At 62.8% G+C, this 13,408-nt stretch carries 10 protein-coding genes; 4 read left to right on the forward strand and 6 right to left on the reverse strand.

What is annotated here, in order from left to right; genetic code table 11:
* Positions 1 to 225: 225 nt before the first annotated feature.
* Positions 226 to 3,606: a hypothetical protein gene (locus tag NL112_RS17700; RefSeq protein WP_255150170.1), complete on the forward strand. Its 3,381-nt coding sequence runs from the start codon at positions 226 to 228 to the stop codon at positions 3,604 to 3,606.
* Between the two features lie 47 nt (positions 3,607 to 3,653).
* On the opposite strand, the gene NL112_RS17705 is transcribed toward NL112_RS17700, so the two are convergent.
* The 3 genes from NL112_RS17705 to NL112_RS17715 all read right to left on the reverse strand — a co-directional run bounded on the left by NL112_RS17705 (position 3,654) and on the right by NL112_RS17715 (position 6,933).
* Positions 3,654 to 4,709: a hypothetical protein gene (locus tag NL112_RS17705; RefSeq protein WP_255150171.1), complete on the reverse strand. Its 1,056-nt coding sequence runs from the start codon at positions 4,707 to 4,709 to the stop codon at positions 3,654 to 3,656.
* Positions 4,710 to 5,127: 418 nt separating this feature from the next.
* On the reverse strand, positions 5,128 to 5,403 hold the full coding sequence (locus tag NL112_RS17710) for an amphi-Trp domain-containing protein (RefSeq protein ID WP_255150172.1): 276 nt from the start codon (positions 5,401 to 5,403) through the stop codon (positions 5,128 to 5,130).
* Positions 5,404 to 5,742: 339 nt separating this feature from the next.
* Positions 5,743 to 6,933, reverse strand: coding sequence for an inorganic phosphate transporter (locus tag NL112_RS17715; protein WP_255150173.1), 1,191 nt, complete (start codon positions 6,931 to 6,933; stop codon positions 5,743 to 5,745).
* A gap of 553 nt (positions 6,934 to 7,486) precedes the next feature.
* On the opposite strand from NL112_RS17715, the gene NL112_RS17720 reads away from it, so the two are divergent.
* Both NL112_RS17720 and NL112_RS17725 read left to right on the forward strand, forming a co-directional pair.
* On the forward strand, positions 7,487 to 7,927 hold the full coding sequence (locus NL112_RS17720; RefSeq protein ID WP_255150174.1) for a hypothetical protein: 441 nt from the start codon (positions 7,487 to 7,489) through the stop codon (positions 7,925 to 7,927).
* A 10-nt stretch (positions 7,928 to 7,937) separates the two neighbouring features.
* A complete protein-coding gene (locus tag NL112_RS17725; protein WP_255150175.1) occupies positions 7,938 to 8,201 on the forward strand; it encodes a hypothetical protein in 264 nt (87 codons plus the stop codon).
* Positions 8,202 to 8,326: 125 nt separating this feature from the next.
* On the opposite strand, the gene NL112_RS17730 is transcribed toward NL112_RS17725, so the two are convergent.
* Positions 8,327 to 8,716 carry a hypothetical protein gene (locus NL112_RS17730; protein ID WP_255150176.1) on the reverse strand — a complete coding sequence of 130 codons (390 nt, stop codon included), beginning with the start codon at positions 8,714 to 8,716 and terminating at the stop codon, positions 8,327 to 8,329.
* A gap of 196 nt (positions 8,717 to 8,912) precedes the next feature.
* On the opposite strand from NL112_RS17730, the gene NL112_RS17735 reads away from it, so the two are divergent.
* On the forward strand, positions 8,913 to 10,931 hold the full coding sequence (locus tag NL112_RS17735; RefSeq protein WP_255150177.1) for an SLC13 family permease: 2,019 nt from the start codon (positions 8,913 to 8,915) through the stop codon (positions 10,929 to 10,931).
* A 164-nt stretch (positions 10,932 to 11,095) separates the two neighbouring features.
* Here NL112_RS17735 and NL112_RS17740 read toward each other — a convergent pair whose 3' ends face one another.
* Both NL112_RS17740 and NL112_RS17745 read right to left on the reverse strand, forming a co-directional pair.
* A complete protein-coding gene (locus NL112_RS17740; RefSeq protein WP_255150178.1) occupies positions 11,096 to 12,325 on the reverse strand; it encodes an FG-GAP repeat protein in 1,230 nt (409 codons plus the stop codon).
* A 200-nt stretch (positions 12,326 to 12,525) separates the two neighbouring features.
* A complete protein-coding gene (locus NL112_RS17745) occupies positions 12,526 to 13,377 on the reverse strand; it encodes a universal stress protein (RefSeq protein WP_255150179.1) in 852 nt (283 codons plus the stop codon).
* Positions 13,378 to 13,408: the final 31 nt, after the last annotated feature.

The following is a 13,408-nucleotide window of genomic DNA, read 5'->3' on the forward strand; positions in this document are numbered from 1 at the left end:
CGAGCAGTATCCCACCGGATTTCCGTCGGAAGTCGCTGTCCCCACCGTCGTCTGCTGGTCTCGAGAGCGACATACAGCGAGGGTTGGCTACGTTGTTCGAATGAGCACGTTGTCCGCTCGCTGTTCACCGGGTTAACATCGTGCACCACCTTGACAAACTGTAGCCCGTGCCCTGATAGAGCCGACTCGCCTCATCTCATGGGTCGGGGTTTCCCCGTGAGCCCAATGTCAAAGGACGATAGCGAACCCCTGTCGCTGGACGGCGGGTGCAGGCAATTCATTCCGCTGGGGCTGGCAGTCGTGCTAATAGTTACCCCCGCCACCGGCGCGACTACCGCCTTGGAGAACACGGATAGAGGCATCAGCGACGCTGGGACGCTCGGTCCGCGAAGTGGTGAGGCCGCATCTGTGGTCAGCCTGACCCGTGAGAAACACTACACGCTCGAGGGCACAGGGAGCGGCAAAGAACAGGCAACCGCGGTCTCCAGCAGGGCCGAAACGGTGTTACGCAAGCATCAATCGATTTACGCCCATTTGAGCGAGCGAACGCTGAACCATAGCTGGTGGACAGCGCGGAGTCGCACTCAGGCCGACGAAGCCGCGACGATAACGGGGGGTGACATCACAGCCGATGCGTACGTCGAGTCGCTCGTGACACTGATCGAGACATCGGGTGGGAGTGCGACGAGTGCAAGTGTCGCCTACTCGGTGATCAGCCTATCGGACAGAGCGGTGAGTCTCCTCTCTGCGGTCGAATCCGCCCAGACGCGCAACGCGATGCGGACGGGGCGATACGACGAAATCAAGGCGAAGATAGATGAACTCCGGGAGAACTCGGAGAAGTTGCGTCGGGAAACCGACGTCACCGGTGACGGGACGTTCGATCGAGCGGACGAACGCGCGTTGCTGACAGCGAGATCGGAGACGCTCCGGTCGCTCTACTCCATGCTTCCCATCTATGTGATGTCTGTTCACAGCCACGTCCGAAAATCGTATTCGGGAGCGAGTTTGGACGATTATCGAACGATTCGGTGGCAAATGGAGTCGTTGCGCAGCACGCTGATTGCGGATTACTACGCCACTCAGGCCTGGTTGAGAAACGCTCCATCGAACGAACATCTCGCCATCACCGTGGGACCTCCGTCGATGCCGACCCACGAAATGGACGACAGTCCCTATCTCTCGAGGATGTTCGATACGATCGAGACGCCGTCCGACTACGCGATATACCGGATACAAATCGGGGAGGCGGACGAGGGGAAATCCAAGACGCTTCGAATCCGGTTGTTCACGGCGAACGACTCCCGTCTCGATGATACCGACGCGTACCTCTATCCATACGAGGAGCCAACCGACATCGAAAATCCCGACACGCAGTACGAACTCACTAGACGAGGAAGCGAGAAGTGGATCGAACTCACCGGCGTGAACGGTGTCGACGGCATCTGGGCGGGCGAGTACTATCTGCTCGTCAAGAGCACCGCAGAGACGCCGTATCTGGTGGAGGCGATGCTTGGAGACCAACGGTTGACGCAAATCATCTCCAAGAGTGTCGATATATCAGCCGTCGAGCGAGGGTTCGGTGACGCGCGAACCCCGGCGTATCCGGAGCCAACGGTCACGGACGTAGAGGTCACCCCCAGTGGAGGCGTTTCAGTCGGCGACCGAATCGTGATCAACATGACCGGAAGGAATACCGGTGGCCCCGCAGACTCGCAATCCCTCGCAGTGTCGTTCCCGAGTCTGATCGACGAATCGCGGGTGACGATTCTCGACCACAATTTCGAGGACGGGATAACTGGCGTCGTCGGACCGGGTGCTGAAACCGGGGCACGCTATGGCACCGACACGACGTCGTTGGACCACGTTCTCGTCGAGGGGTCCGGATCTTGGGAACAAGGAGAGCGACGATATCTGAAAGTCGAAGTAACCCCACCAGACCCTGGTGAGTTCGTCATCCAGACGAAATCCCTTGCGAATGGACTGGGAGTCTGGAAAGCGGATCCATCGCCTGGCTCGACGAACCACATCGACCAGCAGTCAGAGTACGTATACAGAGACAGCGTACAGGTAGATTCAGCCCCACCCAGCGAGCAAGACGACTCGTCTACCCCAGATGACTCGTCCAGCCCGCCCGTGACGTTCCTCAGTTGTGACAAAGTCGAGATCGCGGACCGCGTCACGTATCTCAACTTCGGCATCCTTCACTATCTCGAGGATGGCATCGACGGGCGCGAGGTTACTCGCGGGGCCCCAGCAGGGTATCGCATCTTCAACGCGACCGAACTCAGTGGCCACGACGAGCCGTGGCTCCGAACAGTCATCCAGTTCGCCGAGGTCGAACTCGAGGACACCGAGGAATCGGTCGTCGTCGAGAATCCAGACCTGAACTCGTGTCTCGACGAGATTCGCCCAGAAAAGCCGACCATCTCGATTGAGGGGTACGAACGGATCGACGACGACACCATCGCGGTGACGTTCGGTTACGAGAACCCGAACGACCACCGGCTGTACCCTGGCAGTTCCTTCCCTGAGGGGACGCTCGCATCGGAGCCCGATCCCTACCAGTTCGTCCTCGATCCCGGTCGGCACACCGTCACCGTGGAGTGGACGCCAGAACGCGACGACGAAGTGCTCGTCTGGCAACTCAATCTACAGGCCTTCGATTATGACGACCCGATCGTCGTCGCCCGGACGGACCCTGCCGGAGAGGTGACACAGCGACTCGACGAAGCGAGCACTGCGGACCCCTCGAACGGTTCCACCGACCAGACCGTCACGTTCCTCGGGTGCGATACGGTGCGTATCGGGCACCGCACTGAGGAGGTGACTCTCCCGTACTACACGTTCATCGCAGACGGGATCGATGGCATGGAGCGCAGCTATGGCCCGACCGATGGCCCCACGGTGTTCAACGCGAGCCACCTCGGTGGCAACCCCGAGAAGGGGGTTCATCCGGTGCTTATCGCCGTCCACGTCCAGCCGGCGGACGGCGGGAACCAGTTCAGCGTCGACAACCCGGACCTCGAATCGTGTCTCGACAGGGTCCGGCCCGAGAAACCGACCGTTTCGGTCGAGGGGTACGAGCGAATCGACGACGACACCATCGCAGTGACGTTCGGTTACGAGAACCCGAACGAGCGCGAAATATACCCCGATAGTTCCTTCCCAGAGGGGACCATCGTCTCGGAGCCAGACCCCTTCCGCATCCTCGACCCGGGCCGGCACGAGTTCACCGTGGAGTGGACACCGGAAAGCGACGACGAAGTGCTCGTCTGGCAACTCAATCTACAGGCCTTCGATTATGACGATCCGATCGTCGTCGCCCGGACCGAGCCTGCAGGCGAGGTTGCCCAGCAACCCGAATCATCACCGACGACTGCGGAGCCCATGCCGGAGCCGACACCTGAACCAACTGGGGAACCAACACCAGAACCCACTCCCGAAGCAACTGAGGAACCAACGCCGGAACCAACTCCCAAACCAACTGAGGAACCAACGCCGGAACCAACTCCCAAACCAACTGAGGAACCAACTGAGGAACTAACGCCGGAACCGACCGAAGAACCGACCCCAGAACCACCCGAGGAGCCAACGCCGGCGTGACGACGGTCGATGGAGCCTCGACGGCTGAATTGCGCTGTCGGTGCTGTTCAGGTTCGGCGAAACACCTGCTCGATGGGGACGCGCTGCTCGTCAAGATACACGTTCACCGCCCCGTCACTGTCGATATCGAGTTGCTCGACGCTGCCGGTGAAGCGGAACCGGTCACCGAGGAACGCAGTCGGCGTGGCGTTCTGTAGTTTGGGCCCCGTGTCATCTGACGTGGTCAACAGTCCACCGCTCGTCTCGGACGGGACGTCACCATCATCACCGACGAAGTCGCCACCGAACCGATCCGGTTGGAGAGTGCCGTCGACCGCAAGGGTGTACTCCGTGGGCCGGTTGCCGGTGATCATCAGTGTATGCGTGCAGCCATCGAACCCGCGGAACCCCAAGAGTCGGCGTCGTGAGACGTTCTGCTCGTCGAGGTAGAGATTCACCGCCCCGTCACTGTCGATGTCGAGTTGCTCGACGCTGCCGCTGAACAGGAATCGGTCACCGAGGAACGCGGTCGGCGAGGCGTTTTCCAGGTTAGGCCCGGTATCATCCGACGTGGTCAACAGCCCCTCGTCCGTCACGGTCGGGGTGTCATCTTCATCGCTCATGAAGTCGCCGCCGAATCGGTCCGGTTCGAGAGAACCGTCGACCGCGAGCGTGTACTCCGTAGGCCTGTTACCAGTTATCATCAATGTTCGAGTCCGGTGTGGTGCGCGTCGCTCGATGTGGTCGAGGGACTCTGCTTCGGATTGACCGGGAGCACCGTTGCCTGTCATCGCAAGAGAGAGCACCGGCCCCGTCGCGAATGCACCACTACCGGCAGAACGCAGAACGTCTCTTCGATCAAGCTTCAGCGCGGAATCGGAGCCGAGGAACCCACTACGCTCTGACATAGAAACCAACACACGCGAATCACGCGCAAAGTTATTATCGTGGTACCGTGCTGGCAATCGCGATAAGACAAGATTGCCACATCGTAGCGAGAATTTAGAGTCGACGACGACAGCGTCGATACCGCCGTCGTCGCCGACGACCACGACCACCAGCAGAAACAGCTCGGCGACCTGATCGAGACGTACCCGCTCGTCACCACCGGTCCCATCTCGCATGCTGCCGCCGACCTCGAAGCGGCGGGCCTCATCAGCCGGGAGCCCGTCTCAGATGCCGGCCGTGGCCGCCCGCCGAACCGCCTCAGTCTCGAGGAACCACTCGATCCGTCGGAGTTCGCCGACGCACTCCGAACGAGCCCCGAGAGATGACGGGCTCGCTACGAGCGGCGGGCTATTCGGCCACGTTCCCACCGTTGTCGATCGGTCTCGACACGGCGGAACCCGTGCCGTAGTAGTAATACTCGACGAGTATCCGCAAGACCACAGCACCGTAGGCCGCCACGCCAAGAGCGATCCCGACGAACAAAAGCCCGATAGCACCCGAGCCGGACGTCTCACCGCCGATCTGAACGATGAGAACGTAGATGTTCCGGCTGTGGACCCCTACAGCAACTCCCACAAAAACCGCGGTGGGGAGCTATTCAATTCCGAGTTCGCCACCGTCGTCGCCATCTTCCGGCCATTCGAGTTCGAATTCGATGCTCAGCTCTTTCGGCCCGTTTGTCGGGCCTTCGCGTTCGGCTTTCACCTCGAACGTGGGCTGAGACGGGGGGTCGAGCGTTACGGAGTCACCGCCTGCCTGAAGTGTGACTGCGTCACCGGCGTTGAGTTTATCCACGACTGTCTGGAGGTACGATGCGATCTGTTCTCGGCTCATCCGCTGCTCCGACTTGAAGAGAACTTCCTCTGGCATACAGCGAGTGACTACGTGACGAGGGTAATTAAGAGGATATGCCCCGCTCGCTTCGAACGTCTACTATCCAGTCCCGGCTTCTCTATCCAGTCCCGGCTTCTTGTTGGCCAGTGACCTCGTCGGGTGTGAGCCGGAAGAATCGGAACTCCAGTCTGAGGGGATGGCTGTCGTACACGTCCACGAACGGGATGCTCACTCGCCGCATCGCTTCGGCGACGCCGGGGTCGAGTGCTGATGCGTTCAGAGGAGGGCGACGGAACTCCCAACCCGTGAACGGGGGGTTTCGCTTCCCTACCGCCACAACACACGATCCGCGACCCTCCTCGACAGTAGCACCGCTCACAGAGCCTCGAGCCCGGAGTAGAGACCGAACCCGATGCCGAACGCGAGTACGAACGAGCCGATCCAGGCACCGACGGTTCGGAGAAGCTTCCGCCGACTGACGCCGGCGCCGCCGGTGATGGCCATTCCGCTGCCCACGATGGCGGAGACGACGATTTCGTTGAACGACACCGGCACGCCGAGTAGCACCGCTACCTGTGCAATCAGAAACGAGGGGATGAGCGCCGAGATGGCGCGGCGCGGCCCCAGCGACGAGTAGTCCTGCGACAGCGACTTGATCATCCGGGGGGCGCCCGTCCACGCGCCGATGAGGATACCGACACCGCCACCGACGAGCACGGCGGTGAGCGGGACGGCCACCGCGTCGAACAGCGGCAGCAGAGGGCCGACGGCGAGCCCGACCTGTGAACCGCCGGCGGAGAAGGCGACGAGCGACCCGAGCGCGAGCAGGAACCGATTCATCGCCCCGGTCTCGTCGCGACGCACGTCGAGCCCGACTACTAGCGTCGCTGCGACGACCGCCAGCGCCGTCACGAGCAGCCGCTCCAGGCCGAAAGTGGGAACGGCCGTGGCGAGCCAGCTCCCCACGAGCGTCGCGAGCGAGCCGCTCTCACCGGGCGGTGCGAACAGCGTGAGCTCGACGTTGGCGACGACGCCGCCGACCAATCCGGCAAGCAGGGGAATGCTCAATCGTTCGGGCATCCACTCGCGGGAGAGGATTCGGGCGAGTCCGTAGGCCACGCCACCGCCGACGACGGGCGTGAGCAGCCAGACCGCACCCACCTGCTGGTATTTCGCCCACGCGGGCGTGCCGCCGAGCGCGAGCCCGATGCCGATGACCGCCCCGGTGACGGTGAACGCGGTCGCAATCGGGATGCCCGTCGCGATACCGACCGCCATCAGCCCGCCCGCGAGCAGGAGCACGACGACGGCGGCCATCGGCGAGAGCGTCACGCCGTGGACGAGGCCGCGCCCGACCGCCGCCGAGATGCTCGCGCCCTGCACGGCCGCCCCGAGGAACGCGAGGAGGCCGACGACGAACGCGGCCCGCAACACGGAGATGGCGTTCGCGCCGACCGCAGGCGCGAACGGGGTCGCACCGGCCGAGCCGGCGCCGATGACCCACGCCATGAACAGACTCACGAGCGCCGCGAGCGCGACCAAAAGTAGCGTCAGTGGGTCCGGCATCGGCTCAGCGAGGCCGACGGGAGGCGGTACTCGACGCGGCGGGCCGACCAACCACGACCGGTGTCTCGTGAGCGATCACACCCGGTCGTAGTGGGCCTGGCTGATTAAAGTCTTGCTTAATCCTTCCAATATCCCACAATACTATGCGAGCGCGTTAGCACCTCCTGCAACCCGAGTTCCCAGCCGTTGGTTGTCGTGTCCACGGGCCCTCATCACACGACGGAAGAGGCGCAACCCCGGCGCGGTAGGTGTGCTGGGGAGGTACCGGCCACGGTCGCGCCCCGGCGGGCAAGCACCGGAATCTGTCGGCGGTGAGTATCCGGATTCCGCTCCGGCCCCACCGGAGCGAGCGTCGCCACATGCTCACGGGCGGCACCGGGAACGGAGGTCGTCGATAGAACCTGGTCGACCGAAGCGCTGACTGGGTGCCGCTCGTCCGGCCCCGATGCGACCACGGAGACGACCGTACCGACCGGTGACACCAGAAGACCTTTTGCCCGGACGTTCCGAGACAGGATTGCGTTAGGCTTCCACAACCGGCGCACGGAGACGAATGTACTCACCATCGAACCACCATCGCAGGGCGGCACTCGTCACCGCGGGCTCGTTCGCCCTCTTCGGCGTCGTCACGGGGCTGATTCCCAATCCGATCTACGTCCGGATGGTTCCGCGGACGCCGCTGGACTACCTGTTTCTCGGCCTGACGGCCGCGTTCCTCGGCGCCTACACGCTCCAGCGAACGGCCACACACCGCGGCGACGATGCGACCGCCACGGCGGGCGCCGCACTCGGGGTTCTGGCGTTCGGCTGTCCCATCTGCAACGCGCTCCTGCTCGCTCTGTTCAGCAGTTCGGCGCTGATGACGTATCTCGACCCCGTCCGGCCCCTGCTCGGCGCCGTGAGCGTCGTGCTGTTCGGCGGGCTTCTGTACGCCCGCTGGAAGCGCCCCTGTGAGACCTGCGAGGTCGATTCACAGCACCACGCCCACCGATGAACACGCCACGATGACGGACACGACACCTGACACGACAGACGAGACGGAGTCGAGTCGCCGATGGTCGCTTCTCGGACTCGGAGGCGCACTGAGCCTCTGTTGTCTCTTCGCCCCGGCAGCAGCCGGTGTGGTCGGCGGTGCAGCCGCCGGCGGGACGACGGCCGCTCTCGGTGGCGGACTCGTTCGAATCCTCGTGTCGGCGATCACGGTCGGGATCATCGGCGTCGCGGTCCGCGCCTGGACCGAGACCGACTCGCAATCCTGCGAGCGGTAGTGAACCAACGTACAGGGTGACCGGAGACCAGCGTGGAGGGACGGTTCACACCGAGAGAGCAGGGAGCCTGCAAACCCGAATATCCCAACGTCCGGGATTCCTCCGGGTAAATCCGGAGGAGGGAGTCAAGCTGCGTCAGTCTCGCTCGCCGATGCGAGTGGCGTGACCCGAAACACGTAGTCGTCGTAGGCACGGTCCAGATTCGTCGGGGTCTCCTCGTCGGCGTGTTCTTGACACAGCGCGGCCCTTGCTTCGACCGCGCCATGACCTGTGTCCTCCTGGTACCGTTCGAGGACTTCGAACGCCGCTGGCCTGTCGCATCCGCGCCGGTGACACGGACGGGACGCGTCCGGTCCGTCGTCAGTATCGCCTCGCGTGTCGTCGGTCACGTCGTCCATCTCGTCAGGTGGTTCGTCTTCATCGGCACGGGTGCGCGCTTCCTTCATTTCCCGCTCTCGCTGGCGTTGCTCTTCGTTGTCCGCTTGCTTTTCCCGGCCCTTTTTCGTATCTGCCATCCGTCCGACTATGTAATCAGCCGTCATAATCCTGTGGGCATGCCCTCCTCGATATCGTGCACAGACCGCTCGTTCACCGCATCCAGAGAATGCGGTGGTTCGAGCCGTGGACGCATCGCTGGGTTCTCGTTCGCCAGCACGGGTGAGAACCCAAATTCTATGTGACAATCCAAGCAACTCTTCGCGAACCGAATAAATGAGTGCCGTCTCCTCCGCCGTCTCATCGAGCGCCGGATGGCCGCTACAGCTACTTCCTGTGCAACTTCCGGTCTCGCTCGACGTGGTCGTCGTACTGACGATCATCGCCATCGTCTTCGTTCTCTTCGTCACCCAGCCGGTTCCGATCGACGCCACCGCGGTCGGTCTCGTGGTCGCACTCGTTCTGCTCGGCGAGTGGACCGGCGTGTCGCCGGAGCAGGGAGTGTCGGGATTCTCGAACCCCGCGACGCTCACCGTGCTGGCGATGTTCGTCCTGAGCGAAGGCGTCCGCCAGACCGGCGTTATCCAGATTCTCACGCGGAAGCTGGTCGCGTTCGCCGGGGACAACGAGTTCCGGCAGTTGCTCGCCACGGTCACGCTCTCCGGGCCGCCGGGCGGGGTCGTCAGCAACGTCTCGGTCGTCGCGGTGTTGATTCCCGCGATAATGAACCTCGCCCGGCAAACGAAGACGTCGCCCTCGAAGCTCCTGATACCGCTGTCGTTCGCCTCGATGCTCGGCGGCATGCTCACGGTCGTCGGGACGATAACGAACCTCCTGGCGAGCGAGGTCTGGGTCCAGGTGGGCGGTCCCGACGCCCAGCCGTTCGCGCTGCTCGAGTTCACGCACCTGGGTGCTATCGTCCTGCTCGTGGGAATCGTGTACCTGCTCACCGTCGGTCGATACCTCACGCCAGCACGGATCGAGCCGGCCGAATCGCCCACCGACGCGTTCGGCATGACCGACTATCTCACCGACGTCGTCGTCATGGAGGACTCGCCGCTCGTCGGTTCCCGGGTCGGCGATCTGAGCGAGCGGGACCTCGATCTCGACGTGTTTCAGATCGTCCGTGGCAACCGGACGCTCGCCCGCGGCCTCGGAACGGAGCGGATTGAGGCTGGCGACGTCCTCTCCGTCAGGGCCGACCAGGAAACCCTCCAGGAGGTCATCGAGCAAGACCACCTGCAGCTGTTGCCGGAGGTCATGGAGGCGGCCACCGAGGAGGATGCGCCTCTCCCGCCCGGCTTCTCGCCACGGCGTCACGGCTGGGAGTCGCTCGACGCGGAGGAGAGCGGCTCGCTCGTCGAGGACGAGGCGGCAAGCGACGACACGAGCGACGACACGGGGGAAGACGACGACGAGACGGCCGAGGAGGCCCCCGACGAGGAGATCGAGCTCACCGAGGTCGTGCTACTGCCCGGCCCCTGGTCGAGTCGGCGCAGCGGTGTTGCAGATTTCGAGCGCGACTACGACGTGACAGTGCTGGCGATCCGCCGCGGCGACGAGGTGATTCGCCAGCGCCTCCGCGAGGTCCGGTTACAGGCCGGCGACGTCATCCTCGTCCAGGCGCCCGACCAAGTGCTCGATCGCATCGCGAGGGACACGAACGTCGCCATCGCGGGCGAGGACGGATGGGAGGAGTTCGACCGGTCGAAGATCCCCATCGCACTGGGAATCCTCGCCGGTGCTCTCGGACTCGCGGCACTCGACGTCCTCGGGCTCATGATGAGTGCACTGACCGGCGTCGCGGCGATGTTCTTCACCGGCATCCTCACACCCGAGGAGGCATACGAGGCCGTCGACTGGGACGTGATCTTCATGGTGGCGGGTGTCATCCCGCTCGGCATCGCTGTCGAGGCCTCGGGCACGGCTGGCCTCATCGCCGACCTCGTCGTTTCCGTCAGCGTCCTCCTACCCGTGATCGCGGTTCTGGGGCTGTTCTACCTGGGAACTGCGGTCATCACCGAGATGGTCAGCAACTCCGCTAGTGTCGTGTTGCTGCTGCCGATCGGGGTCGAGGTTGCCGGTCAGCTCGGCGCCAACCCCTTCGCGTTCGTCATGGCCGTGACCTTCGCCGCCAGCACACCGCTGCTGACCCCCGTCGGCTACCAGACGAACCTCATGGTCTACGGCCCAGGTGGGTACAAGTTCACGGATTTCGCACGCGTCGGTGCGCCGCTCCAGCTCATCCTGACCGTCGTGACGACGGCGGGCATCGCATTCTTCTGGGGCCTGTGACAACACGAAGTCCCCGACCGGTACCGGCCACCAGTCTCGTGCGCTGCAGCGACCACCTACGAACCCCGCGCTCGACGCTGAGGGGATTGAATCGATCTGCTCTCCGTTCGTTTTGCCCGCGAGGCCGGTACTACAGATGGTTCACGTACTGAGAACGACCGGCGTCACTGTTCGTAGATGTAGACGAATCCCGCCCCGGACTGCCTGCCCGCGACGACCGTTGTTCCGTTCGTGGTCGCTATCACGTCGCCGAACTGCTCGGTCGTATCGGGTGCTGTGAAATATAGTCCTCGCGGGTCGTTTTTACTGGACGGCTGGTCCAGGTCGTATACCGCACCGACCGAGTCGCCGAACTGGACGTGCGGTGCGCCGACCAGCAACGTACTGCCGTCCATCGCGACCGTGTCACCGAAATACTGAGACGAATCACCATTCGTCGCAGTGTACATCTGCTCGCGAGACCAGTGACCGTCCGTGAGACCGAACACGTACGCTGTATCATTGATGTAATCGCCGATCAGTGCCGTTCTATCGTCCACCGCAACCGACCAGCCGAAGTGGTCGCTTCCCGGCGCTCCCGAAAGGGTCGTCCGATGACGCCAGGTACCGTTCGATCGCCTGAAGACGTGAACGACGCCCGAGCTGGAACGTCGACGCTTCGGCCCTGACTTCGGTGGTGTTCCGACCAGTATCGTCTCGCCATCAGTTGCAACTGATCTGACGATTCGTCCGTCGTCCCGATTCTCAACGGATAACGTCTGTCGCCGTCCCCACTCCCCGGTTTCACGTTCGAAGACATCGACGAGGCCGTTGGTGTCTGCAGTCCGCAGGACGGCCGTATCACCGTCTACCGCCATCGATTCGACGTAGACGCGCTCGGTTAGCTCCGTCGTCCGTTCCCAGCCGCCACTATTCGACCGCTCGAACACCGACACGGGGATCCGCGACGTCCCCGAGTAGTTGTACTGGTTGCCGACCAGCAGCGTCGACCCGCTGGCTGCGATCTGTCCCCCGAAATAGTCGCGTTTCTGCTTCCGACCAGTCAGTGTCGCTGTCTGTTCCCATCCATTCTCCAACGTTTCAAACACGGCCACGAGTCCGGCTTTTTTGACGCCATCGGGAGCAGCCTGTGGCACGCCGACGAAGACGGTATCGCCCGTGGTATCGACCATCCGCCCGAACGATTCTGATCGACCGGAACCGCCGACCGTGGCTACCGGGGAGCGAGAGTTGGCGACCGCGGTGAACGGGTTCGGCGAGACGGTCTCCCAGCTTTCGTCGTCGGATTTGGGACCGCTTGCGTTCCCCGAGAACATCTGCAGGCAGCCACCCATACCGGCGAGCACTCCACCTGCGAGGGATCCCAGGAATGCCCGCCTCGTTGGTCGGTTCATACTAGAACGGAAGATGCAAATCGAGAAAGGGGTTTTTAAATCTTAAATGGCTACTTGTGTCTTATTGGTATCACGCAAGGCGGATTCTGATGAAAACTCGACCTCTGCCTTTTTTCGACGCACGGGGAGTACGCGTCCTGTATTCAGCGGGACTGCTGAAACCCATCACCGGCCGAGGGATTCAACACGGCCGTGACACACTATTTCACCGATATGACAGGTACATCAGCACGGCGGATCACACGTTCGGTGACACTACCGAGGAGGAACCGACGTATTCCCTTTCGACCGTGAGTCCCCATGACGATACAATCGACATCGTGCTCCTCCGCATATCTGACAATCTCGAGATAGGGAGGCCCATTCAGCACCGAGGTTTCCGTCGGTAAGTACGTCGACGATTGGACCCGCTCGAGGGCGAGATCAAGCGCCTTCTCCCCGATCTCTTCGAGGATGCCTCGTAGCCTTTCGGCTCTCCCCCCGTCGATCGTCTGTCCCACCTCGACGACGTAGACGAGGTGCAGTTTCGCGTCGACCGACCTCGCCAGCGTCGCGGCGTGGTCAACGGCAGTGGTCGCACACTCGCTGCCATCGATGGGAACGAGTATCGAACTGATGTCCGGATCGATGATCGTCTCCTCGTGGACAGTCATCACCGGGACAGGGGACTCGCGTAGAGTGAGTTCCGCGACGCTCCCGAGGAGAGCCCGGCCGGGGCTGAGCCCACTCCTACCCCGGGTACCCATCACGATACAGTCGATACCATGGTCGTCGGTGTAGGTGAGAATCGCTTGATGGATCGACGTTCTGTTTGTGATGATCCTCCTCGTAGCCTCGACACCAGCGGAAGCAGCCAATTCGACAGCCGCTCGAACCGCTTCCTCGCCGTATCCGGGGGGGTCGACACCATCAGCCTCAGGGGAGGTGAGGTCGCGGAGAACGTGAATTACGTGTAGCTCCGCGTCGAACTGGTCGGCGAGTGCGACTGCCGCTTCGGCCGCGGTCGACGAGGCTTTACTGCCGTCGGTCGGGAGTAGAATGCGTCGACACATGACGTGTTTCTAATCGACGATTAGCCTCGGT

This window comes from Halorarius halobius, assembly GCF_024298865.1.
Classification (GTDB): Archaea; Halobacteriota; Halobacteria; order Halobacteriales; family Haloarculaceae; genus Halorarius; species Halorarius halobius.

Coding starts and splice junctions, on each gene's coding strand:
- NL112_RS17715 (WP_255150173.1), bottom strand. CDS start 6,933: ATGCCGGACCCACTGACGCTACTTTTGGTCGCGCTCGCGGCGCTCGTG.
- NL112_RS17710 (WP_255150172.1), bottom strand. CDS start 5,403: ATGCCAGAGGAAGTTCTCTTCAAGTCGGAGCAGCGGATGAGCCGAGAA.
- NL112_RS17700 (WP_255150170.1), top strand. CDS start 226: ATGTCAAAGGACGATAGCGAACCCCTGTCGCTGGACGGCGGGTGCAGG.
- NL112_RS17740 (WP_255150178.1), bottom strand. CDS start 12,325: ATGAACCGACCAACGAGGCGGGCATTCCTGGGATCCCTCGCAGGTGGA.
- NL112_RS17720 (WP_255150174.1), top strand. CDS start 7,487: ATGTACTCACCATCGAACCACCATCGCAGGGCGGCACTCGTCACCGCG.
- NL112_RS17745 (WP_255150179.1), bottom strand. CDS start 13,377: ATGTGTCGACGCATTCTACTCCCGACCGACGGCAGTAAAGCCTCGTCG.
- NL112_RS17735 (WP_255150177.1), top strand. CDS start 8,913: ATGAGTGCCGTCTCCTCCGCCGTCTCATCGAGCGCCGGATGGCCGCTA.
- NL112_RS17730 (WP_255150176.1), bottom strand. CDS start 8,716: ATGGCAGATACGAAAAAGGGCCGGGAAAAGCAAGCGGACAACGAAGAG.
- NL112_RS17705 (WP_255150171.1), bottom strand. CDS start 4,709: ATGCGAGATGGGACCGGTGGTGACGAGCGGGTACGTCTCGATCAGGTC.
- NL112_RS17725 (WP_255150175.1), top strand. CDS start 7,938: ATGACGGACACGACACCTGACACGACAGACGAGACGGAGTCGAGTCGC.